This window comes from Tsuneonella mangrovi, from assembly GCF_002269345.1.
Classification (GTDB): Bacteria; Pseudomonadota; Alphaproteobacteria; order Sphingomonadales; family Sphingomonadaceae; genus Tsuneonella; species Tsuneonella mangrovi.
On the sequence record NZ_CP022889.1, the window covers coordinates 904811 to 926297 of the forward strand.

Annotated in this window: 22 protein-coding genes; 15 read left to right on the plus strand and 7 right to left on the minus strand. The window is 64.5% G+C overall.

All coding sequences use genetic code 11. The features are described 5' to 3' along the window. Positions 1–130: 130 nt before the first annotated feature. On the plus strand, positions 131–2296 hold the full coding sequence (locus tag CJO11_RS04505; protein ID WP_095011640.1) for a primosomal protein N': 2166 nt from the start codon (positions 131–133) through the stop codon (positions 2294–2296). A gap of 3 nt (positions 2297–2299) precedes the next feature. Here the strand turns inward: CJO11_RS04505 and CJO11_RS04510 are convergent, their stop codons facing one another. Further along, the gene (locus tag CJO11_RS04510) at positions 2300–2731 is read right to left on the minus strand and encodes a winged helix-turn-helix transcriptional regulator (RefSeq protein ID WP_205651108.1); all 432 of its coding nucleotides are present in this window, start codon (positions 2729–2731) and stop codon (positions 2300–2302) included. 57 nt (positions 2732–2788) lie between these two features. On the opposite strand from CJO11_RS04510, the gene CJO11_RS04515 reads away from it, so the two are divergent. Then, positions 2789–3385: an FMN-dependent NADH-azoreductase gene (locus tag CJO11_RS04515; RefSeq protein ID WP_095011642.1), complete on the plus strand. Its 597-nt coding sequence runs from the start codon at positions 2789–2791 to the stop codon at positions 3383–3385. A 98-nt stretch (positions 3386–3483) separates the two neighbouring features. Next, complete coding sequence (locus CJO11_RS04520) at positions 3484–4116, plus strand: glutathione S-transferase family protein (RefSeq protein WP_095013218.1); 633 nt, start codon at positions 3484–3486, stop codon at positions 4114–4116. Here the strand turns inward: CJO11_RS04520 and CJO11_RS04525 are convergent. From CJO11_RS04525 to CJO11_RS04535, 3 genes are read right to left on the minus strand one after another with little or no spacing between them, the layout of a single operon-like run. Further along, positions 4113–5006, minus strand: a complete 894-nt coding sequence (locus tag CJO11_RS04525; RefSeq protein WP_095011643.1) for a CPBP family intramembrane glutamic endopeptidase — start codon at positions 5004–5006, stop codon at positions 4113–4115. The two genes, CJO11_RS04520 and CJO11_RS04525, sit on opposite strands and share 4 nt — an antisense overlap. Positions 5007–5041: 35 nt before the next feature. Next, positions 5042–6085, minus strand: coding sequence for a bifunctional transcriptional activator/DNA repair enzyme AdaA (locus CJO11_RS04530; RefSeq protein ID WP_095011644.1), 1044 nt, complete (start codon positions 6083–6085; stop codon positions 5042–5044). Then, on the minus strand, positions 6078–6563 hold the full coding sequence (locus CJO11_RS04535; RefSeq protein WP_095011645.1) for a DUF1203 domain-containing protein: 486 nt from the start codon (positions 6561–6563) through the stop codon (positions 6078–6080). The genes CJO11_RS04530 and CJO11_RS04535 overlap by 8 nt, the downstream gene beginning before the upstream one ends. A gap of 105 nt (positions 6564–6668) precedes the next feature. Between CJO11_RS04535 and CJO11_RS04540 the strand changes: the two genes are divergently transcribed. Further along, entirely contained in the window at positions 6669–8234 is a 1566-nt protein-coding gene (locus CJO11_RS04540; protein WP_095011646.1) for a S1C family serine protease, read from the plus strand. Here CJO11_RS04540 and CJO11_RS04545 read toward each other — a convergent pair. Further along, the gene (locus CJO11_RS04545; RefSeq protein ID WP_095011647.1) at positions 8231–9058 is read right to left on the minus strand and encodes a TauD/TfdA dioxygenase family protein; all 828 of its coding nucleotides are present in this window, start codon (positions 9056–9058) and stop codon (positions 8231–8233) included. The genes CJO11_RS04540 and CJO11_RS04545 overlap by 4 nt on opposite strands. A gap of 201 nt (positions 9059–9259) precedes the next feature. Here CJO11_RS04545 and CJO11_RS04550 point away from each other — a divergent pair, with 201 nt between their 5' ends. The 6 genes from CJO11_RS04550 to CJO11_RS04575 all read left to right on the plus strand — a co-directional run bounded on the left by CJO11_RS04550 (position 9260) and on the right by CJO11_RS04575 (position 14429). After that, positions 9260–9814 (plus strand): F0F1 ATP synthase subunit delta, encoded by a 555-nt coding sequence (locus tag CJO11_RS04550; RefSeq protein WP_095011648.1) that lies wholly within the window; start codon positions 9260–9262, stop codon positions 9812–9814. Positions 9815–9816: 2 nt separating this feature from the next. Continuing rightward, positions 9817–11346 (plus strand): F0F1 ATP synthase subunit alpha, encoded by a 1530-nt coding sequence (atpA, locus tag CJO11_RS04555; RefSeq protein ID WP_095011649.1) that lies wholly within the window; start codon positions 9817–9819, stop codon positions 11344–11346. A gap of 10 nt (positions 11347–11356) precedes the next feature. Next, on the plus strand, positions 11357–12229 hold the full coding sequence (locus CJO11_RS04560) for a F0F1 ATP synthase subunit gamma (protein ID WP_095011650.1): 873 nt from the start codon (positions 11357–11359) through the stop codon (positions 12227–12229). Positions 12230–12253: 24 nt separating this feature from the next. Then, positions 12254–13711 (plus strand): F0F1 ATP synthase subunit beta, encoded by a 1458-nt coding sequence (gene atpD, locus CJO11_RS04565; RefSeq protein ID WP_095011651.1) that lies wholly within the window; start codon positions 12254–12256, stop codon positions 13709–13711. A 4-nt stretch (positions 13712–13715) separates the two neighbouring features. Further along, positions 13716–13973, plus strand: a complete 258-nt coding sequence (locus tag CJO11_RS04570; protein ID WP_095011652.1) for an ATP synthase F1 subunit epsilon — start codon at positions 13716–13718, stop codon at positions 13971–13973. A gap of 204 nt (positions 13974–14177) precedes the next feature. After that, positions 14178–14429: a DUF1153 domain-containing protein gene (locus tag CJO11_RS04575; RefSeq protein ID WP_095011653.1), complete on the plus strand. Its 252-nt coding sequence runs from the start codon at positions 14178–14180 to the stop codon at positions 14427–14429. On the opposite strand, the gene CJO11_RS04580 is transcribed toward CJO11_RS04575, so the two are convergent. Next, a complete protein-coding gene (locus tag CJO11_RS04580) occupies positions 14430–14708 on the minus strand; it encodes an HNH endonuclease (protein ID WP_095011654.1) in 279 nt (92 codons plus the stop codon). Between the two features lie 60 nt (positions 14709–14768). On the opposite strand from CJO11_RS04580, the gene CJO11_RS04585 reads away from it, so the two are divergent. Together CJO11_RS04585 and CJO11_RS04590 are read left to right on the plus strand one after the other, a co-directional pair. Then, a complete protein-coding gene (locus CJO11_RS04585; RefSeq protein ID WP_095011655.1) occupies positions 14769–15485 on the plus strand; it encodes a glutathione S-transferase family protein in 717 nt (238 codons plus the stop codon). A 9-nt stretch (positions 15486–15494) separates the two neighbouring features. Next, positions 15495–17006 carry an ArnT family glycosyltransferase gene (locus tag CJO11_RS04590; protein WP_095011656.1) on the plus strand — a complete coding sequence of 504 codons (1512 nt, stop codon included), beginning with the start codon at positions 15495–15497 and terminating at the stop codon, positions 17004–17006. A 12-nt stretch (positions 17007–17018) separates the two neighbouring features. On the opposite strand, the gene glmU is transcribed toward CJO11_RS04590, so the two are convergent. Beyond that, complete coding sequence (gene glmU / locus CJO11_RS04595) at positions 17019–18377, minus strand: bifunctional UDP-N-acetylglucosamine diphosphorylase/glucosamine-1-phosphate N-acetyltransferase GlmU (RefSeq protein ID WP_095013219.1); 1359 nt, start codon at positions 18375–18377, stop codon at positions 17019–17021. A 59-nt stretch (positions 18378–18436) separates the two neighbouring features. On the opposite strand from glmU, the gene CJO11_RS04600 reads away from it, so the two are divergent. From CJO11_RS04600 to CJO11_RS04610, 3 genes are all read left to right on the plus strand, one after another. Beyond that, positions 18437–19120, plus strand: a complete 684-nt coding sequence (locus CJO11_RS04600; protein ID WP_095011657.1) for an HAD hydrolase-like protein — start codon at positions 18437–18439, stop codon at positions 19118–19120. 105 nt (positions 19121–19225) lie between these two features. Next, positions 19226–20155, plus strand: coding sequence for an SDR family NAD(P)-dependent oxidoreductase (locus CJO11_RS04605; RefSeq protein WP_095011658.1), 930 nt, complete (start codon positions 19226–19228; stop codon positions 20153–20155). An 82-nt stretch (positions 20156–20237) separates the two neighbouring features. Next, positions 20238–21311, plus strand: a complete 1074-nt coding sequence (locus tag CJO11_RS04610) for a hypothetical protein (protein ID WP_095011659.1) — start codon at positions 20238–20240, stop codon at positions 21309–21311. Positions 21312–21487 lie beyond the last annotated feature (176 nt).

Consider the following 21487-nt stretch of genomic DNA (forward strand, 5'->3'; position numbering starts at 1 on the left):
CTTAGCGGGCACGGCGGCGCGCGGCTAGAGCGCGCCGACCAGCACTTTGGGTAACCGGCAAACGAACCGGTAATAGTGCGCTACGCGGACCTTGCCGCCCGGCCCCGCCGGTGCCCATATGGCCCAAGCCATGAACCGCGTCCGCCTCCTCGTCCTCAACGCCGCGCTCGGCCCGCTCGATTACCGCGTGCCCGAGGGGATGCAGGTCGAGCCGGGATCGGTGGTGATGGCTCCACTCGGACCGCGGCAAGTCGTCGGGGTCGTGTGGGAGGAGGAGCGACTGCCCGCCGAACGGGTGGCGGAAAGCCGCTTGCGCCCGCTGGTCGAAGTGCTCCCCGTCCCCCCGCTCAAAGCCGAACTGCGCCGCCTGATCGAATGGACCGCCGACTATTACTGCGCGCCGCTGGCATCGGTCGCGCGGATGGTTCTGTCGAGCGGCGGGGCGCTCAAGGGCCCGGCAACGATGACCGAATACCGCTTGTCGGGTGGGATGCCCGAGCGAATGACCCCGCAACGCGAACGGGCAATCGGCGCTCTCGAAGGCGAGCAGGCGAACATGCGCGAACTGGCAGGCCTCTCGGGCGTCAGCGAAGGGGTGCTGCGCGGGCTGGTGAATCAGGGTGTGCTCGAGCCGGTCGAAGTCGATTGCGACCGCCCCTACCCGGAGGCGCGCGCCGACTTTGCAGAGCCGGTGCTGAACGCCGCGCAGCAGGAAGTCGCCGACCGGTTCGTGAGCGCGGTGGAAGAGCATCGCTTCGCGCCGTTCCTGCTCGACGGCGTCACCGGCTCGGGAAAGACCGAGACCTATTTCGAAGCCATCGCCGCATCGCTGCGCGCAGGGCGGCAGACGCTGGTGCTGCTGCCCGAGATCGCGCTGACCGAAGCCTTCCTGCGGCGCTTCGAGGACCGCTTCGGCGCGGCTCCGGTGCTGTGGCATTCCTCGCTCAAGGCGACCGAGCGGCGGCGGGCATGGCGGGCAATCGCCAGCGGCGAAGCGCAAGTGGTGGTCGGCGCGCGCTCGGCACTGTTCCTGCCCTACGCGAAGCTCGGGCTGATCGTGGTCGATGAAGCGCACGAGACCAGCTTCAAGCAGGACGACGGGGTGCGCTACAACGCCCGCGACGTGGCGGTGATGCGCGCCCGGTTCGAATCCCTGCCGGTGATCCTCGCCAGTGCGACCCCCGCGCTTGAAAGCCTGCAGATGGCCGCGAGCGGGATCTACGAGAAGCTCGATCTCGAAAGCCGCTATGGCGATGCGCTTCTCCCGGCGATCGATACGGTCAACCTAACCGAGGAGCCACCCGAGCGCGGGCGCTGGCTTGCCCCGCGGCTGGTTGCGGCAATGCAGGAACGGATGGAGCGCGGCGAGCAGTCGCTGCTGTTCCTCAACCGGCGCGGATTCGCCCCGCTGACGCTGTGCCGCAATTGCGGCTTCCGCTTCCAGTGCCCCAATTGTTCGGCATGGCTGGTCGAGCACCGCCTGTCGCGGCGGCTCGCCTGTCACCATTGTGGGCACGAGACCGCCCCGCCTCCCGCTTGCCCCGAGTGCGGCGAGCCCGATTGCCTCGTCGCCTGCGGCCCGGGGGTGGAGCGGATTGCAGACGAAGTCGCCGCAATCCTGCCTGACGCGCGGGTAGCCGTCGCGACCAGCGACACGCTCAACACGCCCGAGAAGGCCGCTGCGTTCGTCGCCGCGGCGGAAGAAGGCGCAATCGACGTGATCGTCGGCACCCAGCTCGTCACCAAGGGGTTTCATTTCCCCGAGCTGACACTGGTGGGGGTGGTCGATGCCGACCTCGGGCTCGAAGGCGGCGACTTGCGCGCGGCCGAGCGGACCTACCAGCAGGTCGCGCAAGTCGCGGGCCGTGCGGGTCGTGGGGCCAAGCCGGGCGAAGTGCTGATCCAGACCCGCCATCCCGAAGCGGCGGTGATCGCCGCGCTCGCCAATGGTGACCGCGACGCATTCTACGACGCCGAAACCGAAGCGCGCCGCCACGCGGGCGCACCGCCGTTCGGGCGGTGGGCGGCGATCATCGTTTCGAGCGAGGACGAAGCCGAAGCGCGCGAGGCCGCCAACCGCATCGGCGGAACCCGGCCCAATGTGCCCGATGTTGCGATCATCGGCCCGGCGCCCGCGCCGCTATCGCTGCTGCGCGGCCGCTATCGCTATCGCTTGCTGATCAACGCGCGCCGCAGTGCGCAAGTGCAGGATGTTATCCGCGACTGGCTGGGCGCGCTCGAATTCCCCGGCGGTGTTCGGGTCAGCGTCGATATCGATCCCTACAGCTTCGTTTGAAGGTCAGTCGTCGAGTTGCGCTTCGTCGAAATCGGCGCGGGCGACTTCGATCGCATAGCTGTTGGCCATCGCCCAGTTGCCCAGTGCGGCAATCGGGCCGGTGAGCGATTCGCCCAGTTCGGTCAACGCGTAGTCGACCCGCGGCGGAACGGTGGGCTTGACCGAGCGGCTGACCAGCCCGTCGCGTTCGAGGCCGCGCAACGTACGGGTGAGCATCCGCTGCGAAATGCTGTCGATCTCGCGCCGCAATTCGTTGAAGCGTTTGGTGCCGCGGGCAAGGCTCATCACGACCCGCACGGACCACTTGTCGCCGATGCGCGAGAGGACATCGTTGACCGCCCGGCAACTGGGCTGGTCCGGCACATGCATGGTCACACGGGTGTTCCCATCGGACAAAAAAGTGCCTTCTTGCGGAGTGTGGGTGAGAGTTTCCATATGGCCTGTAGGTAACGATCAGTAACCTATTTGACAAGAAACAAGGACCCTCTCCCCATGCAAATCCTGCGAATCGACAGCGCGACGACCGGCGAAAATTCCATCAGCCGCAAACTGACCCAGATGCTGACCGATCACTTCACCGCGAAATACCCCGACGCCACGCTGGTCACTCGCGACCTCGCAGCCGATCCGCTGCCACACATCGACCCGATCACCACCAAGGCGATCCGCACTCCGCCCGAAACCCACGACGAGGCGGTCGCGGCGGCCTTTCCCTCGCAGCGCGCTGTGCTCCACGAATTCCTCGCTTCGGACATCGTGATCGTCGGCGCACCGATGTACAATTTCTCGATTCCCTCGCAGCTCAAGGCATGGCTCGACCGGCTCGGCGTTCCCGGTGTCACTTTCCGTTATTCGGAAAAGGGGCCCGAGGGACTTGCCGGCGGACGCAAGGTGATCGTCGCCTCTTCGCGCGGGGGCGCCTATTCGAACGAAGACATGGCCGAAAACCAGGAAAGCCTGCTGGCGACGATGTTCGGCTTTATCGGTGTCGACGATCTGACCTTCGTCCGGGTCGAAAAGGCCGGGTTCGGACCGGAAGCCGTCGAGCAGGGCCTGGCAGCGGCGCGCGAACATATCGCCGCGCTTTAGGCAGATCGCCGCGCTTTAGGCCGCGTGGACAAGATCAATCGACTGGACTTCTCCTCGATTGCCGCCGAATGTCGCGCGCAATCGAGGAGAGAAACCCCATGCTGACCGTCCACCACCTGCGCATCTCGCAATCCGAACGAATCGTCTGGCTGTGCGAGGAGCTGGGGCTGGACTACGAGCTGAAGCTCTACAGTCGCCGCGAAGACAACCGGCTGGCGCCGGACGAATACAAGGCGCTGCACCCGATGGGCATCGCCCCTGTGATCGAGGACGACGGCCTGGTGCTGGGCGAGAGCGGCGCGATCATCGAATACATCGTTGCGAAATACGGCGACGGGCGGCTGGTCCCGTCGATCGACAGCCCCGACTTCGCCGACCACTTGTTCTGGTTCCACTTCGCTAACGGCACCTTCATGACCAATGGCATGATGGCGATCGCCGCGATGCAGGCGGGCGCAAGCGAATTGCCACCGTTCGTCGCCGACCGCACCGCGAAAGCGTGGGCGATGGTCGAACAGCGGCTGGGCGAGGCGCCCTATTTCGGCGGCGCGGAGCTGACCACGGCGGATATCATGATGGGCTTCCAGCTCACCACCAGCCGTGCTTTCAACGACATGACCATCGGCCACCTGCCAAACTTGCAAGCGTACTTGAAGCGGATCGGGGAACGGCCCGCCTACCAGCGGGCAATGGCCAAGGCTGAGCCGGGAATGCCGCCGAAGCTGGACTAGGCTGCGAGAGCCTCCGCTTCGCGCGCGAGGCGACGACGCGTCCACCAAGGGCGGACAAGTTGCCCTTCCCGAACGGCCTTGACCGTCAGCCACGCGCCGGCCCCACCAGCGATCGCGAGAGCAACGGCTGACGCCTCAAGTCCGAACTCTCCGCCCGACAGCCAGACCGAACCGGCGGGGTGCGCAGCAAGGACGCCATCCACTTCGTTGCCGGACACCGGCACGTCGAACACGAATCCCTGCGTGACATTCCAGCCGAAGTGCAGGCCAATCGAAAGCCACAGCGAGCGGGTCAACATGTATGCTCCGCCGAGCAACACGCCCGCTTCCACCGCGATCGCGAGCGAACTGAACCACGTGGCGTTCGGGTTCATGATATGCGCTACGCCGAACAATGCCGATGTCGCCGCGAGTGCGAACCAGCTGCCGCCGAAATCTTCCAGATATCGGAACAAAATTCCGCGGAACATGACTTCTTCGACTACTCCGGCCCGCAACCCGGCAATGAACAGGAGCATCGCCCACGACGTCATCCCTCCCCAGCCGTCGACACGATAGCCACCGAGTGCGAAGACCACCGCGAAGATGACGGTCATCAGCAATGCCGATCCGGCGATGCCGATGAGAAGCATCCGCCCGGCACCGGACCACGCAAGATCATCGCGGCGATTATCCCCGAGGCGAGGGATCAGGAACTTCGCCAGCAGCAAGGCCAGCGCGGGTGCCAAGAGGCCGTTGAGTACGATCTTTCCCGTCTTGGAAAGTGGAATGTCGAACTGCGCGAACAGGTAGGTTACCCCAGCAAATACGGCCACGAATGCCGCTATCGCGACGACGAGCGAGACGAGCGGGAAGTCCCAGATTTCGCGCCAGAGAGGTTTCTTGGTCATCGTGCCGTATTAAAGGCGCAATACACCAATGCAAGTCATTCGACGCCTTCGCGCTTGAGCAGCTCGCGCTTGATGTCGAGCCCGTATGCGTAGCCGCCGAGGTTGCCTCCCGTGCGGATCACCCGGTGGCACGGGATCAGCACCGCCACATTGTTGCGGGCATTGGCGCTGCCCGCCGCGCGCACCGCCTTGGGATTACCAGCAGCCGCGGCAATCTCTGCATATGTCCGCGTTTCGCCCGCGGGAATCGCCCTCAGTGCCTTCCAGCACGCTTCCTGGAACGCGGTGCCTTTCACGTCGAGCGGGATGTGCCCGAAGCCGGGAGGCGCGTCGCCCGGTGCTTCGACCGCTGCAACGACTTCCTCAAGCAATGAGGAGAATGCGTCGCTGCCTTCGACGAGGTCGGCGTTGGGGAACCGGGCGCGCAATTCGTCCTCACCTTCGAAGAACGACAGCCGGCATACGCCCTTGTCGGTCGCTGCGACAAGCATTTCGCCAAGCGAAGTATCGACCACCGCCCAATGGATCGTCGCGCCCTTGCCGCCGTTGACCCATGCACTTGCCGCCATGCCTAACCTACCTTTTGTCTCGTCGTAGAACCGCGAGGGCGCTGAATAGCCCGCCGCGTAGATTGCGCCGGTCACGCTGCCTACCCCGGACAACGCCTCACGGACCCGTTCCTCACGCAATGCGCGGGCATACGCTGCCGGCGACAAACCGGTGTGGCGAGTAAACACCCGCTGGAAATGGCTCGGCGAATAGCCGGTCACTTCGGCCAGTTCGGCGAGCGTGACCGCGCCCTCGGCCTGCTTGATCTCGTCGATCGCTGCGAGCACTGCGGCCTCGTCACGTCCGACATCGTCGGGCAGGCAGCGCTTGCAGGGCCGCAAGCCGTGCGCCCGCGCCTCTGCCCCGGTAGCGAAGAAACGCACGTTGTCGCGCTTGGGATGCCGCGCCGCGCACGACGGACGGCAATAGATCCCGGTCGTCAGGACGCCGGTCACGAAGCGACCGTCAAACGCCTTGTCGCGCCGCAGCACCGCCGCCCAGGCCGCATCGCTGGTAATCTGGTCAGACATCGCAATCCCCATCATAGCGTTCGATCCGTGCGGCGAAACACCCATGCATGGCGTTGTGCGCGTCGATGTAGCCGACTGCTTCGTCGGCCAGGAGGTCGCGAAGCACGGCGTCGACGTTATCATCAAGCGCGAGCGCGGCGCGGTGGAGCGTGCCGTCGAAGGCGTAGCAGCGCAGTGCAATGGGCCGACCGCGCAGCACCGGCGGCAGCGCATCGACACACTCTGCGGCCGCATCGGCATCCTTGCGCACGAAGATCGCGAACGCATTGCGATAGGGCGTGTCGACTGCGTGATTGGTGAAGTGGACCAGCACCAGCTCCTCTCCCGGATCGGCATCGCGCAGGCTGACACGGCACGGGTATCGTCCTTCCGGCCCGGCAATCACCCGGCTCGCCAGTGCGCTTTCGAGTGCGACCTCGTCCATCTCGAACAATGGCGCAAACTGCGCCGGTTCGAGGCCGCGAATTCGATAGGTCATGGATAGCTCCTCTGTCGTTCGAGGCTGTTACATGCCGCTAATCGACAAGGCGTGCATCCCGACGCTTGCGGTCAAACCGCCGGCAGGCGTAGAGGATGCAGCCGGATGGGACGTTTCCTCACATTCCTCGCTGCTTTGCTTGCGCTTTCGCTACCGGCGATTTCGCATGCCGAACCGGCCGATATCACTGCTGCGGCGCGCGGGGTGGTGCGGGTGGTGATCGTCGGCACCGATGGCCAGCAGGTGTTCCCGGTCAGCCACGGTTCCGGGTTTGCCGTTGCGCCCAACCTGATCGTCACCAACGCCCATGTCGTGCGCCAGGCGCAAATGGACGACACATTGCGGATCGCGGTGGTCCCGTCGGATGGCAATGGTTCCGACTATGCCCGGATCGTCGCTGTCTCAGCCTCGAAGGACCTCGCGCTGATCGAGATCACCGACAAGATGCGCCTCCCTCCGCTCACGATCGCGGGGACGCCGGCTGGCGATGGCGAGGAAGTCATCGCGGTGGGTTATCCGATGAATGTCGATCGGGCGCAGGGCCTGTCGCTTGACGACATTTTCAGGCCCCAACCGCCGGTCAAGAGCCGCGGGTTCGTCTCGGGCGAGCGCCCCAGCCGCGATATCGATACCGTGCTGCACACAGCGCCGATTGCGCGCGGAAATTCGGGCGGGCCGCTGCTCGACAACTGCGGGCGAGTGCTCGGCGTCAACAGCTTCGGTGCCGATTCGGACGGCTCGGACGGCGAATTCTATTTCGCGGTGTCCGACCGCGAACTGCTGCCGTTCCTGCGCAGCAACAACGTCTCGCCTTCGGTCAACGCGCTACCGTGCCGCTCGATGGCGCAACTCAATGCATCCGAACGCGAACGGATCGCCAACGAGCAGGCTGCTGCGCGCGCGCGGCTGGCGGCGCGGGTCGAGGCCAACCGGACCGCCCGCGAACGTGCCCAGCTCGAAGCCGAGCTCGCCGTGATGGGCGAACGCGAGAACGCGATGGCGCTGGCGACGATACTTCTGCTTGCGGCCTGCGGGTTTGGACTGGCGGCGAAGGGTGCGCGCGGGCGTGACGATGGCGGGAAGCGGATGCGGATCTATGCCGCAAGCGCAGTCGTCGCCGGAATTGCCTGTATCGGCATCTGGTTCACCCGCCCCGGGATCGACGCGATCGACCGCAAGGTGGCCGATGCGATGGCGGCGCGCGGCGACGGGGCGAACGCAGGCGAGGGCAATGGAAGCGGCGCGGTGAACGGTCAGCAAGAATTGGTCTGCACGATCGAGCCCAACCGCAGCAGGATCGTCAGCGAAGCACCGCAGGACACCGCTTTCTCGTGGAACGACAACGGCTGCGTCAACCACCGCACGCAATACGGGTTTGCCAACGGCCAATGGACCCGGCTGTTCGTGCCGAAGGATGACGATACCGTCTCGATCAGCTCCTACGATCCGGCCACGCATACCTTCCGTACCGATCGCTATCCGCTCTCGCAATCGGAGATGGCACAGGCGCGCGATGCACGCAGCAAATACACCGCTCCGGCGTGCGGTGCGGCCAGCGCGGCCAGCCGTTTGGGCGAAATGCAGTCCGGCGTGGTTTCGCTGCTGCCCGACCAGCCCAACGAACGGTTGGTCTATACCTGCAAGGCCAAGACCGGCCCCAGTCTGCCCTAGGCGGCGAGCGCTTCCCCGCTCAGCGTGATGCGGTGCATCTCGCGTGCATAGCCTTGATAGTCGTTGCAGGCGAAGTGCCAGGTCGTGCGGTTGTCCCAGATCGCCACTGTCCCGTCGCGCCATTGCACGCGGCCCTGCAGGTCCGGATTCATCGCTGCAGCGTAGAGTTTCTGGAGGAGCGGCAGGCTCTCTTCGCGCGTCCGCCCGACGATATTTATCGTGAAAGCCGGGTTCACATAGAGCAGCCGCCTGCCGGTGCGCGGGTGGCGGATCACTACCGGGTGGGTCGCGCCGGTCTTGAGTGCCTGCCCGCGCAGTTCGCTGCCTTGGTCGGTCTGGGCATAGACGCCTTCTGGCGAATAGATGTGATCGGCGGTGTGGAATGCCGCGAGGTCCTCGATCTCCGCCTTTGTCTCGTCGTCGAGCGAATCGTACGCCTCACCCATGTGGATGAACATTGTGTCTCCGCCAGACGGCGGCAGTGTCCGCGCGACGAGGATCGAGCCCATCGCCGGAACCTGGTCATACGAATGATCGGTGTGCCAGCCGCCGCCGATATTGGTTTCCTGGTCCGCCCGCTTCCCGACTATCGCAATCTCGGGATATTCGTCCTGCAGCGGGAAGTAGTTGTTGATGTCGATCCCGCCCCATCGCTCGGCAAGTGCGATATGGTCTTCGGGCGTGAGCGTCTGGTCGCGCAGCACGGCGACGCCGGCACCGAAAACGAGGTCCTTGAGCGCTTCGAGATCCGCACCGGCAATGCTCGCCAGATCGATTCCCGTCACCTCAACGCCCACATGCGGAGCCAGCTTTTCTACCTGCATGACATCTTCTCCAATGGTCCTGTTTGTGGCCACATTACACCCCTTGGCCACCGAGCGATAGACAACTGTGCTTGGCCCGGTTGCATTGCGGCAAACCCGATGATAGGGGCGCGCCAACCAGACCGGGCCGCACTCGTGCGCGCCCGCCAAAAAGGTCGGGTTGCACGATATCTTTTTCCGATCCTTAGAGGACGACGACGCGTGGAGACTTCCGCCGGTATTCAGGCCAGCCTGCCAGGGCGCTATGCGTCTGCCCTGTTCGATCTCGCGAGCGAGGCGGGCACGGTGACGGCGGTCGAATCGGACCTTGAGACGCTGACCGCAGCGCTCGCCGAATCGGCCGACCTGCGCGAGCTCACCACCAACCCCGAAATCAGCCGCGCCGCGAAAGGCACGGCGATCGAGGCCGTGTCCAAGACGCTCGGCCTGTCCGATCTCACCGGCAAGTTCCTCGGCGTGCTCGCCGAAAACCGCCGCCTTTCTTCGCTGGGCGACATGGCCCGCGCGTTTCGCCAGATCGCAGCTGCCCAGCGCGGCGAAGTCACCGCCGAAGTTACCAGCGCACACGCGCTGAGCGACGCGCAGCTCGACGAGCTGAAAGCCAAGCTCACCGCGCGCGAGGGCCGCACCGTTAAGCTTACCGCCACCGTTGACCCCGACCTGCTCGGCGGTCTCGTGGTGACCATCGGATCGCAGCGCATCGACAGCTCGATCCGTACCCGTCTCAACTCACTCGCACACGCCATGAAGGGCTGAAAATGGAAATCCGCGCAGCAGAAATCTCCAAGGTCATCAAGGACCAGATCGCCAACTTCGGCACCGAATCGGAAGTTTCGGAAGTCGGCAGCGTTCTCTCGGTCGGTGACGGTATCGCCCGCATCCACGGGCTCGACCAGGTCCAGGCGGGCGAGATGGTCGCATTCGCCAACGGCGTGCAGGGCATGGCGCTCAACCTCGAGGCCGACAACGTCGGCGTCGTGATCTTCGGCTCGGACGCCGAGATCAAGGAAGGCGACAGCGTCAAGCGCACCGGCACCATCGTCGACGTTCCCGTCGGCAAGGGCCTGCTCGGCCGCGTGGTCGATGCTCTCGGCAACCCGATCGACGGCAAGGGCCCGATCGAAGCCGCCGAACGTCGCCGCGTCGAAGTGAAGGCCCCGGGCATCATCCCGCGCCAGTCGGTCAACGAACCGGTGCAGACCGGCCTCAAGGCGCTCGATGCGCTGGTCCCCGTCGGCCGCGGCCAGCGGGAGCTGATCATCGGCGACCGCCAGACCGGCAAGACCGCCGTCGCGATCGACACCTTCATCAACCAGAAGGAAGCCAACGCCGGCGACGACGAAGGCAAGAAGCTTTACTGCATCTACGTCGCGGTCGGCCAGAAGCGCTCGACCGTCGCGCAGATCGTTCGCCAGCTCGAAGAGAACGGCGCGATGGACTACTCGATCGTGGTCGCTGCGACCGCGTCGGAGCCGGCCCCGCTGCAGTACCTCGCGCCCTACACCGGCTGCGCGATGGGCGAATTCTTCCGCGACAACGGCATGCACGCCGTGATCGTGTACGACGACCTTTCCAAGCAGGCGGTCGCCTATCGCCAGATGTCGCTGCTGCTGCGCCGCCCGCCGGGCCGCGAAGCCTATCCGGGCGACGTGTTCTACCTGCACAGCCGCCTGCTCGAGCGCGCGGCGAAGATGAATGCCGATAACGGTTCGGGCTCGCTCACCGCGCTGCCGATCATCGAAACGCAGGCGGGCGACGTGTCGGCCTACATCCCGACCAACGTGATTTCGATCACCGACGGCCAGATCTTCCTCGAAACCAACCTGTTCTACCAGGGTGTGCGCCCGGCGATTAACGTCGGCCTGTCGGTTAGCCGCGTCGGCGGCGCCGCGCAGACCAAGGCGATGAAGAAGGTTTCCGGCTCGATCAAGCTCGAGCTCGCGCAGTACCGCGAAATGGCCGCCTTCGCGCAGTTCGGTTCGGACCTCGACCCGGCGACGCAGAAGCTGCTGAGCCGCGGTGCCCGCCTGACCGAGCTGCTCAAGCAGCCACAGTTCTCGCCCATGCCGTTCGAAGAGCAGACCGTATCGATTTTCGCCGGCACCAACGGCTACCTTGACGCAATCCCGGTCGACCAGGTGACCGAATACGAAGCCGCGATGCTGACCCACATGCGCGCCGAGCACGCCGATATCCTCAAGGAAATCCGCGACAGCAAGGCGTTCGAGGACGGCACGAAGGAAAAGCTGGTCAAGGCGCTCGACGCTTTCGCCAAGCAGTTCGTCTAAGGGGTAGCCAGTGGCTTCGCTCAAGGAACTCAAGGGTCGGATCAACTCGGTCAAATCGACCCAGAAGATCACCAAGGCCAAGCAGATGGTCGCGGCGGCCAAGCTGCGCAAGGCGCAGATGGCGGCTGAGTCCGCGCGTCCATTTGCCGAGCGCATGGCGGCCGTGATGGCGAGCCTGGCCACCAAGATGGCCGGGCGCGACGATGCGCCCAAGCTGTTCCGCGGCACCGGGAGCGACAACCGGCACCTGCTAGTCCTCGTCAACACCGACAAGGGCCTGTGCGGCGGCCTCAACTCGAACCTCGTCAAGGAAGCCAAGGCCAAGGCCAGGAAACTCACCGCCGAGGGCAAGGACGTCTACTTCTACCTCGTCGGCCGCAAGGGCCGCGCGCCGATCAAGCGCGATTATGCCAATCGCATCGAGCAGATGTTCGACACTTCGGAAGTCCGCACCCCGGGCTATGCCGAGGCTGAAGCGATCACCGCCGAGCTGATCGACCTGTTCGAAGCGGGCAAGTTCGATGTCGCGCATCTGATCTACCCGACCTTCAAGTCGGCGCTGGCGCAGGACCCGACCAGCGTGCAGCTGATCCCGGTTCCGGCAGCCGAAATCGCCGAGACCAGCGCCGCAGCGGTCGAATACGAGCCCGACGAGGAGGAAATCCTTGCCGAGCTGCTCCCGCGTTACCTCAAGACCCAGCTGTTCGGCGCACTGCTCGAACGCGAGGCGTCGGAACAGGGCGCATCGATGACCGCAATGGACAACGCCACGCGCAACGCCGGCGACCTGATCAACAAGCTGACGATCCAGTACAACCGCAGCCGCCAGGCCGCGATCACCACCGAACTCATCGAGATTATTGCGGGCGCGGAAGCGCTCTAAGAGACCCAAGGCAAGGAACGAAAAATGGCCACCGCCCCCGTCCTCAACCAGACCACCAACGGCACTATCAGCCAGGTCATCGGCGCTGTCGTCGACGTGACCTTCGAAGGCGAACTGCCGGCAATTCTCACCGCGCTGGAAACCAAGAACGGCGACAACACGCTGGTTCTCGAGGTTGCCCAGCACCTCGGCGAGAACACCGTGCGCACCATCGCGATGGACGGCACCGACGGCCTCACCCGCGGCCAGCCGGTGGTAAACACCGGCGCGCAGATCTCCGTCCCGGTCGGCCCCAAGACGCTCGGCCGTATCGTCAACGTCGTCGGTGAGCCGATCGACGAGCGCGGCCCGATCGGCGCCGACCAGACTGCCCCGATCCACGCGGAAGCCCCGCCGTTCGTCGACCAGTCGACCGAAGCGGCGATCCTCGTCACCGGCATCAAGGTGATCGACCTGCTCGCGCCCTACGCAAAGGGCGGCAAGATCGGCCTGTTCGGCGGTGCCGGTGTGGGCAAGACCGTGCTGATCCAGGAACTGATCAACAACATCGCCAAGGGCCACGGCGGCGTGTCGGTGTTCGCCGGCGTGGGTGAGCGCACCCGCGAGGGCAACGACCTCTACCACGAGTTCCTCGACGCCGGCGTTATCGCCAAGGATGCCGACGGCAACGCGACCAGCGAAGGTTCGAAGGTGGCGCTGGTGTTCGGCCAGATGAACGAGCCTCCGGGCGCGCGTGCCCGCGTGGCGCTATCGGGCCTGACGATGGCGGAATACTTCCGCGACCAGGAAGGCCAGGACGTGCTGTTCTTCGTCGACAACATCTTCCGCTTCACCCAGGCGGGTTCGGAAGTGTCGGCGCTGCTCGGCCGTATCCCGTCGGCGGTGGGCTACCAGCCGACCCTGTCGACCGACATGGGCAACCTGCAGGAACGCATCACCTCGACCACCAAGGGTTCGATCACCTCGGTGCAGGCGATCTACGTCCCTGCGGACGACCTTACCGACCCGGCTCCGGCAACTTCGTTCGCGCACTTGGACGCGACCACCACGCTCTCCCGCGCGATCTCCGAGCTGGGCATCTACCCGGCGGTGGACCCGCTCGATTCGACCAGCCGCGTGCTCGAGCCGCGCGTCGTCGGGCAGGAGCACTACGAGACCGCCCGCCGCGTCCAGGAAATCCTGCAGAAGTACAAGTCGCTGCAGGACATCATCGCCATTCTCGGCATGGACGAGCTTTCGGAAGAAGATAAGCTGACTGTCGCCCGCGCGCGCAAGATCCAGCGCTTCCTCAGCCAGCCGTTCCACGTCGCAGAAGTGTTCACCAACATCCCCGGCAAGTTCGTGCAGCTCGAAGACACCGTGAAGTCGTTCAAGGCCGTCGTCGACGGCGAGTACGACCACCTGCCGGAGGCCGCGTTCTACATGGTCGGCGGGATCGAGGAAGCGGTCGAAAAGGCCAAGAAGCTGGCCGAGGACGCCTAAGTCGATGGCCCTGCACTTCGAACTGGTCACGCCGGAAAAGCTGGTCCGCTCGGACGACGTCCACATGGTCGTCGTGCCGGGGACCGAAGGCGACTTCGGCGTACTCGAAGGCCACGCCCCGGTGATGAGCACCGTGCGCGACGGCGCGCTGGTGGTCTACGCCAGCGAAGGCGCCAGCCCGGAAGAAATCCAGGTCCGCGGCGGATTTGCCGAAGTGGGCGAAAACGGCCTTACAGTTCTGGCAGAGCGCATCGAGGACTGACCACTCGGTCATCACCGAATTGAAGCGCCCCGGCATCGTCCGGGGCGTTTTCGTATGCGATACCTTCGTTTGGAGGTCGCAGATCAGCTCGTCGTAAAATCACACCATTTCAATTGATTAACCGGATATACACCACATTTCTCAAGTCGGAATAAAGCTTCTCCGCGCAATTCTCCCGGTGACGGGGGCACGAGGAGCAAGACGATGGCCTATCCCTATACCAGCACCGTCGCCGAAGCGATCAAGCGCGCCGGGCTGCCCAAATCTCACCGCATCCACTGGTCGGAGAACCGCAAGGCCGAGGTGGTCCGCGCGGTGCGCGACGAAGTGATCAGCTTCGAGGAAGCACGCGAGCGCTACCTGCTCAGCCGCGCCGAATTCCGCGAATGGGAAGCGCAGCTGGGCGAAGCCGAAGCCGAAGACGCAGCGCCCGTCCGCGAACGCGAGGACGCCTGACTAGCGCTTTGTGCGCAATGTCGGCGCGTGAAAATCGGGCGGCTTGTTCGCTACCCAAGCGACGAACTTCGCCATTGCCGGGTTGGCAAGGATCACGGCCCGATCCTCTCCGATCCTTGCGAGCTCGGCATTGGTGAAGTTGGCGTGGATCGCGCGGTGGCAGATCGGGTGGAGCGGCACCGTCCCGCGGCCCTTCTTGGCCCTTGGTACCGGATGGTGCCATTCGATGCGCGCACCCAAGGCGCGTTCGCATAGCCAGCAGGTTTGCACTTCAGGCATCGCGAGCGATTAGCTTTTTTCGGCGATCAGGGTAAGCTGCGCCCGAGGGAGGACGCAGCCATGACGACCCTACGAGCCTACCACCTGCCCGGCCGCTGGGGGCTAGTGACCACCAGCCCGTTCTGCCTCAAGCTCGACGCGTTCATGCGGATGACCGGGATCGAACACGAATCGATTACTGCCACGACGCCGTTCGCGGGGCCGAAGAAGAAAGCGCCGTGGATCGAGCACAAGGGCATGACGCTGGGCGATTCGGCGTTCATCATCGACTACCTCAAGGCCGAGTTCGGCACGGACCCCGACGCCGAACTCACGCCCGAGCAGCGCGGCAAGGCAACCGCGATCCAGCGACTGGTCGAGGAGAACCTCTACTGGGCGCTGGTCTATGACCGCTGGCGGCGCGACGAGAACTGGCCAATCCTCAAGAACTCGGTCCTGGGCGACATTCCTGCGCCGGTTCGCGCGATCATCGCCCCTTATGCGCGCCGCGCGGTGCGCAAACAGCTCGCGGGACACGGCATGGGCCTCCACTCGCCCGAAGAAATCGCCGAGATCGCCAGCAAGGACATTTCCGCGCTCGCGGGGTTGTTGGGCGAGAACGACTGGTTTTTCGGCAACGCCCCGGGCCTGACCGACGCAACCGTCTATTCGCTGCTCGCGAATATCGCCTTCGTCCCGTTTTCCAGCCCGATGAAGTCGATGATCGCCGAGCACTCAAACCTCACCGCGTTCCTCGATCGGTTCCGCAGCCGGTTCTATCCGGAATGGGAGGCCTAGGCTGACGCGATGGATCGGATAGGCGAAGCGGGCCAGCTTCCCGCTCCCGATAGTACCGACGCCATTCCACGGATCGGGGTGCCGGCCTGGCGCGCCCGCGCGATCGAATTTGCCATCCTGGCAGTGGTCGTGTTCGGTGTACGATCGATCTGGTTCGGCGATCCCATCGTCGACTTCGACGAGCAGCTTTATTCGCTGATCGGCTGGAAGATGACCCACGGGCTATGGCCCTACACCGACTTGTGGGATCGCAAACCGTTCGGCCTGTTTGCCCTCTTTGCCCTCGCCCATTGGATCGGCGGACCCGATGCAATCGCTTATCAGATACTTGCCGCGCTGTTCACTTTCGTCGGTGCGTTACTAGTCGCCGATCTGGCACGGCCAATATCTGGGCGCGGCGGAGCAATCATTGCGGGAGCCCTCTATTGCTTGCTGATGTGCCGCTTTGGCAGCGCAGGTGGACAAGCCGAGGCATTCTTCATGCCAGTCATGCTGGGAATGGTCTGGTTGCTGCGCGATCCGCTCCATCCGCGCTTCCTGAGCCGGGCGGCAGTAGCGATGTTGCTGGGCGGCTTGGCCTTGCAGATCAAGTACACCGCCATCCCCCAGTGCCTGTTGTTGGGCGGGTGGGCGCTTTACTGGCTGTGGCGCCGTGCGATGCCGCTTGGCAGGCTTGCCGGTGTAGCCTGCGGCTTCGCGATACTCGGACTTTCGCCGACAATTGCAGTCGGCCTGCTCTACCTCGCCAATGGACACTTTAGCGATTTCTGGTTCGCGAATTTCGTATCGTTCTTCTTGCGCACGCCCTTCCACAACGATTTCCCCGTCGGTTACCTGATCTGGATTCTCGGTCCGTTGACAATGATGGCATTGCTCGGGCTTTACACCGCACTTAGGCTCAATCCTCCGGTCGAGCGGCTGCGGTATCTCTTGTTCGTGCTATGGGGACTATCCACGATCACAACCGTATACCTGCCACCGACCACCTACCCGTACTACTTCGCAGCATTGGTGCCGGCGGCAGTACTGGTTGCCGCGCCGATGCTCGATACCCGGATCGTGCTTGGTCGGATCGTCGGCCCGATGATGATCCTTGGGACCCTGATGATCCTCGGCCTGCCGCAGCAGCGCGCCTTTGCGAAGCGCGATACAGCCCAGACCTTCGCGCTGGCCAATGCGATCAAGCCACACCTTTCTCCGCATCACTGCCTACTGGTGTTCGACGGACCCACGGCGCTCTATCGCCTGACGAACAGCTGCCTGCCGACCCGGTTCATCTATCCTGACCATCTTAACAACGACCTCGAACACGATTCCCTTGGCACGCCGCAAACCGTGATCATGCGGGAAGTCCTGACAAATAGGCCACCGGTGATCGTGACCAGCGAGGAAATCGTGACGGTGCAAAACAAGGCGGTTCACGAAATGGTCTATCGTGCGATAGATGAGCATTATCGAAAGCTCACCAGCAGCCAAATCGCTGGGCGGACCATAGTAGCCTGGCTCCGCAAACCTTCCTGAATCCCCCCGGCGTTACTTCCCCTTCAGTTCCGCCTTGCGCTTCTTCATCGCGTCGTGGAAGCGGTCGGCCCAGCCGGGTTTGACCAGTTGCTCGCCGCGTACCAGACGCAGTTCGCCATCGGCGACGTCGCGGTTGACGGTGCTGCCCGCAGCGACGATCGCGTCGGCCCCGATGGTCACCGGGGCGACCAGCGCCGAATTGCTGCCGATGAAGGCACGCGGGCCGATAACGGTCTTGTGCTTGAAATACCCGTCGTAATTGCAGGTGATCGTCCCGGCACCGATGTTCGCTCCTGCGCCGATCTCCGCGTCGCCGAGATATGTCAGGTGGCTGGCCTTGGCACCCTCGCCCAGCACCGCCTTCTTCATCTCGACGAAATTGCCGACCTTGCTGCCCTGCTCCATCACCGCGCCGGGTCGCAAGCGAGCGAACGGGCCGACCGAGCAGCCTTCGCCCACGGTTGCGCCCTCCAGGTGGCTGAACGCCCTGATCTGCGCGCCGTCAGCGACCGTCACCCCGGGGCCGAAAACGACGTTTTGCTCCACCGTCACGTCGCGCCCCAACTCGGTATCCCAGCTGAAGAACACCGTCTCGGGCGCGCGCAGCGAGGCGCCATTGGCCATCGCTTCCTCGCGCTTCAATTCCTGCCACTGCGCTTCGGCAGCAGCGAGCTCGGCGCGCGAGTTGATCCCGGTCACTTCGCCCGGATCCTCGGTTGCGATCACGGCGCAATGATCGCCGTCGGCATTGGCGACGTTGACGATATCGACGAGGTAGAATTCGCCCTGCGCGTTGTCGTTGCCGATCCGCCCCAACAGGTCGAACATGTCGCCTGCGCGCGCGGCCATCACGCCCGAGTTGCACAGGCGGCACGCGCGCTCGTCTTCGCTGGCATCCTTGAACTCGACCATCTTGACGATGCGTCCGGTGTCGTCGGCGATCACGCGGCCATAGTGGCCCGGCTCGTCCGGCTCGAAGCCGAGCACGACGACGCGCGGGTTGTCGCTTGCATGCAGCCGGTCGAGCATCGCTTGCATCGTCTCGCCCTTCACGAACGGGACGTCGCCATAAAGAACCAGCACATCGCCCGAAAAGGCCGACAGGGATTCCTCGGCCTGTTGCACTGCATGGCCGGTGCCGAGCTGCGGCTCCTGCAGGCAAGTTTCCGCCCGGTCGCCCAGCGCCGCTTCAAGCTGTTCCTTGCCCGCGCCGACCACGACGACCTTCTTGGCCGGCGAGAGCGCATCGACGGTCGCCAGCAGGTGATCGAGCATCGGACGGCCCGCAATCGGGTGGAGCACCTTGTGCAGGTCGCTCTTCATGCGGGTACCCTTGCCCGCGGCGAGGATGACGGCGGCAAATTCAGTCATGTGCGCGGCCATGCCACCAAATGCTTGCGGATTGAAGAACCATCCTCCACCGCTGAGGCATGACTGCCATTCCCTTCGACGCCGTGGGGTTCGACCTCGACGGCACCTTGCTCGACACGTTCCGCGATCTCGGGGCTGCAGTGAACCACGCGCTCGAGCTAGGCGGTTTCGAGCCCGTCCCGGTCGGCAGCTCGAAGGATCTGATCGGCGGCGGGGCGAAAATCATGCTCGCTCGCGCGGTTGAAGCGCAGGGCGGGCTGCCCGAGGAGGAGTTCCGCCCGCTCTACAAGGCGATGCTGGCATTCTATGCCCAGAACAATGCGGTCCACACGCGCCCGTACCCCGGCGTGCGCGAGACGCTCGACGCGCTCGACGCAATGGGAGTCAAGTCCGCCGTAGTGACCAACAAGTTCGAGGAATTCGCGCGCTCGATCCTCACCCAGATGGGCCTCGCCGAGCGCTTCGTGACGATCATCGGTGGCAATAGCCTGGGCAAGGGTCCGGACGGCAGCTTCCTCGCCAAACCCGCACCCGAACCGCTGTGGGCAGCGCAGGAGCGCTGCGGCGGCGGTCGGATGGCCTTCGTGGGCGACAGTTCCTACGACGTGAAGGCGGCACTCGCTGCGGGCGTTCCGGTGGTCGCGGCGGCCTATGGCTATTGCGACAAGCCTGCTGCCGAGCTCGGCGCGCACGCGGTAATCGATTCGCTCGACCAGCTGGTCCCGGCGCTCGCTGCGCTCTGACGCTACGGCACCGCGACCTGTCGTTAGTGCGGTTGCAAGCGCTTGCGGAAAGTGCCACTGCCGCGCCACGTTTCCCTTTACGTAAACCGAAGATCGGAGAGAGCCATGACCATTTCCTTCAAGGACAAAGTCGCCATCGTGACCGGCGCAGGCGGCGGCCTGGGCCGCGAATACGCGCTCGAGCTGGCGCGCCGCGGCGCGAAGGTCGTGGTCAACGATCTCGGCGGTTCGCGCGACGGCACCGGCCATTCCGACATGGCGCTCAAGGTGGTCGAGGAAATCAAGGCAGCCGGCGGCGAAGCGATGTCCAACGGCCACTCGGTCACCGAATACGACCAGATGGTCGAAATGGTCGCGCAGGCAAAGGAAAAGTGGGGCGGCGTCCACGTCCTGATCAACAATGCGGGCGTGCTGCGCGACAAGACATTCGCCAAGATGGAACCGGCAGACTTCGAATTCGTGCTCAAGGTTCACCTGACCGGCTCGGCGTTCGCCACCAAGGCGTGCTGGGAAACGATGCGCGAACAGTCCTATGGTCGCATCCTGATGACCGCTTCTTCCACCGGCCTGTTCGGCAACTTCGGCCAGGCCAACTACGGCGCGGCCAAGCTAGGCCTCGTCGGCCTTGCCAAGACGCTCCAGCTCGAAGGCGCAAAGTACAACATCCGCGTCAACTCGCTAAGCCCGGTAGCCGGCACGCGCATGACCGCGGACCTGTTCCCCGAAGAAGCCTTCAAGCTGTTCGACCCGGTGAACGTGGTACCGGCGGCGCTGTTCCTCGTCAGCGAGGATGCACCGACCAACGCGATCGTCGGCGCGGGCGCAGGCGGGTTCCACTCGGCATGGGTGGAAATGAACGAAGCCGTGTGGCTGCCCGAAGCAGAGCGTACCGTGGAAGGCTTTGCCGCGCATTGGGACCAGATCAGTTCGGAGACCAACCTCCACGCCCCGCAGTCGGGCTCGGACCAGTCGGCCGCGATCCTCAAGGCGATGCAGAAGGTCACCGGCACCGGCCCGTCGAGCGCACGCGGCTGATCGGCTTACCCACACCACCGTATTGACACACTAATACACTTCGGCGTATCGCTCCCCCATCCAACAGGGGAGGATACGCTGTATGTATTCCGACGACGACCTGCAGTCGGCGGTTGAATCCGGGGCATTGAGTGCCCAGGCCGCCGATGCATTCCGCGCTCATGTTTCCGCCCGGCACGAAATGCCGGCGGGCGACGAAGAGCATTTCCGGCTGATTACCGGCTTCAACGATATTTTCGTGACCATCGCCGCGGTGATGATTCTCGTCGCGATGGCGGGGATAGGCCAGGCGATCACGCCGTCGCTCGACGGTCCGCCGCCGTTCTCCGGCGCGCTGATCGCAATCGCCGCGTGGGGCATGGCCGAATTCTTCACCAAGAAGCGGCGCATGGCGCTGCCGAGCATCGTGCTGCTGCTGGCGTTCGTCGGCGGCGTGTTCGAAATGCTGCTCGGCTTCATGGTGATGGCATTCGGTGACATCGACCATCCCACCCGCGCGGTCACCATGTTGTTCGCCGGAATCCCGCTGCTCACGGCCGGGGCGGCATGGCTGCACTGGCGCAATTTCCAGGTGCCGATCACGGTTGCTGCCGGGGCTGCTGCCCTTGCTGCCACGGCGATCGCGCTGATTGTTGCGGTGGTCGGACCAGGCAATATTTCGCCCGACGGGTTCCTGCTCCCGCTGGTGTTCATTGCCGGGATCGGCGTGTTCGCCCTCGCCATGCGCTGGGACATGAGCGATACCGCACGCCGCACCCGCCGCAGCGACGTCGCCTTCTGGCTGCACCTGCTGGCCGCACCGATGATTGCCCACCCGCTGTTCCATTGGCTGGGCGTGACCGGCGGCACCAACATCGGGCTTGCTTCGGTGATCGGGGTGCTGGTGGTCTACGTAGCGCTCGGCCTTGTCGCGCTGGCAATCGACCGCCGTGCGCTGCTGGTGTCCGCGCTGGCCTACGTACTGTTTGCGCTGACCTGGCTGTTCGACCGGTTCGGCGCGGTCGAACTCAACGTGGCGCTGACCGCGCTGGTGATCGGCTCGGCGCTGCTGACGCTGTCGGCATTCTGGACACCGATCCGCCGCACGGTTGTCGAGCAGCTACCCGCAAACTTGCGCGAGCGCCTGCCCGCATCGGGGTTCGCACTCGCGGCGTGACGGCATCGGAATCAGAATAAAATTGCATAAAAAGGTATCCCCGCGCATCAATTGCGCGGGGATTTCGTTGTTAGGTGGAGTGCGTTACGGAGATGGCCCTAGCAAAAGGTTTGGACTCGCTCGCGCGCAGGACGAAATCCGCGAGCTACGCGACATATGCAGTAATGGTATGCGCG

Bases quoted from the DNA above. Each gene is read 5' to 3' on its own strand.
- CJO11_RS04530 (WP_095011644.1), bottom strand. From the start codon at position 6,085: ATGTCTGACCAGATTACCAGCGATGCGGCCTGGGCGGCGGTGCTGCGG.
- CJO11_RS04525 (WP_095011643.1), bottom strand. From the start codon at position 5,006: ATGACCAAGAAACCTCTCTGGCGCGAAATCTGGGACTTCCCGCTCGTC.
- atpD (WP_095011651.1), top strand. From the start codon at position 12,254: ATGGCCACCGCCCCCGTCCTCAACCAGACCACCAACGGCACTATCAGC.
- CJO11_RS04590 (WP_095011656.1), top strand. From the start codon at position 15,495: ATGGATCGGATAGGCGAAGCGGGCCAGCTTCCCGCTCCCGATAGTACC.
- CJO11_RS04510 (WP_205651108.1), bottom strand. From the start codon at position 2,731: ATGGAAACTCTCACCCACACTCCGCAAGAAGGCACTTTTTTGTCCGAT.
- CJO11_RS04580 (WP_095011654.1), bottom strand. From the start codon at position 14,708: ATGCCTGAAGTGCAAACCTGCTGGCTATGCGAACGCGCCTTGGGTGCG.
- CJO11_RS04575 (WP_095011653.1), top strand. From the start codon at position 14,178: ATGGCCTATCCCTATACCAGCACCGTCGCCGAAGCGATCAAGCGCGCC.
- CJO11_RS04605 (WP_095011658.1), top strand. From the start codon at position 19,226: ATGACCATTTCCTTCAAGGACAAAGTCGCCATCGTGACCGGCGCAGGC.
- CJO11_RS04540 (WP_095011646.1), top strand. From the start codon at position 6,669: ATGGGACGTTTCCTCACATTCCTCGCTGCTTTGCTTGCGCTTTCGCTA.
- CJO11_RS04600 (WP_095011657.1), top strand. From the start codon at position 18,437: ATGACTGCCATTCCCTTCGACGCCGTGGGGTTCGACCTCGACGGCACC.
- CJO11_RS04610 (WP_095011659.1), top strand. From the start codon at position 20,238: ATGTATTCCGACGACGACCTGCAGTCGGCGGTTGAATCCGGGGCATTG.
- glmU (WP_095013219.1), bottom strand. From the start codon at position 18,377: ATGACTGAATTTGCCGCCGTCATCCTCGCCGCGGGCAAGGGTACCCGC.
- CJO11_RS04520 (WP_095013218.1), top strand. From the start codon at position 3,484: ATGCTGACCGTCCACCACCTGCGCATCTCGCAATCCGAACGAATCGTC.
- CJO11_RS04515 (WP_095011642.1), top strand. From the start codon at position 2,789: ATGCAAATCCTGCGAATCGACAGCGCGACGACCGGCGAAAATTCCATC.
- CJO11_RS04585 (WP_095011655.1), top strand. From the start codon at position 14,769: ATGACGACCCTACGAGCCTACCACCTGCCCGGCCGCTGGGGGCTAGTG.
- CJO11_RS04545 (WP_095011647.1), bottom strand. From the start codon at position 9,058: ATGCAGGTAGAAAAGCTGGCTCCGCATGTGGGCGTTGAGGTGACGGGA.
- CJO11_RS04570 (WP_095011652.1), top strand. From the start codon at position 13,716: ATGGCCCTGCACTTCGAACTGGTCACGCCGGAAAAGCTGGTCCGCTCG.
- CJO11_RS04505 (WP_095011640.1), top strand. From the start codon at position 131: ATGAACCGCGTCCGCCTCCTCGTCCTCAACGCCGCGCTCGGCCCGCTC.
- CJO11_RS04535 (WP_095011645.1), bottom strand. From the start codon at position 6,563: ATGACCTATCGAATTCGCGGCCTCGAACCGGCGCAGTTTGCGCCATTG.
- atpA (WP_095011649.1), top strand. From the start codon at position 9,817: ATGGAAATCCGCGCAGCAGAAATCTCCAAGGTCATCAAGGACCAGATC.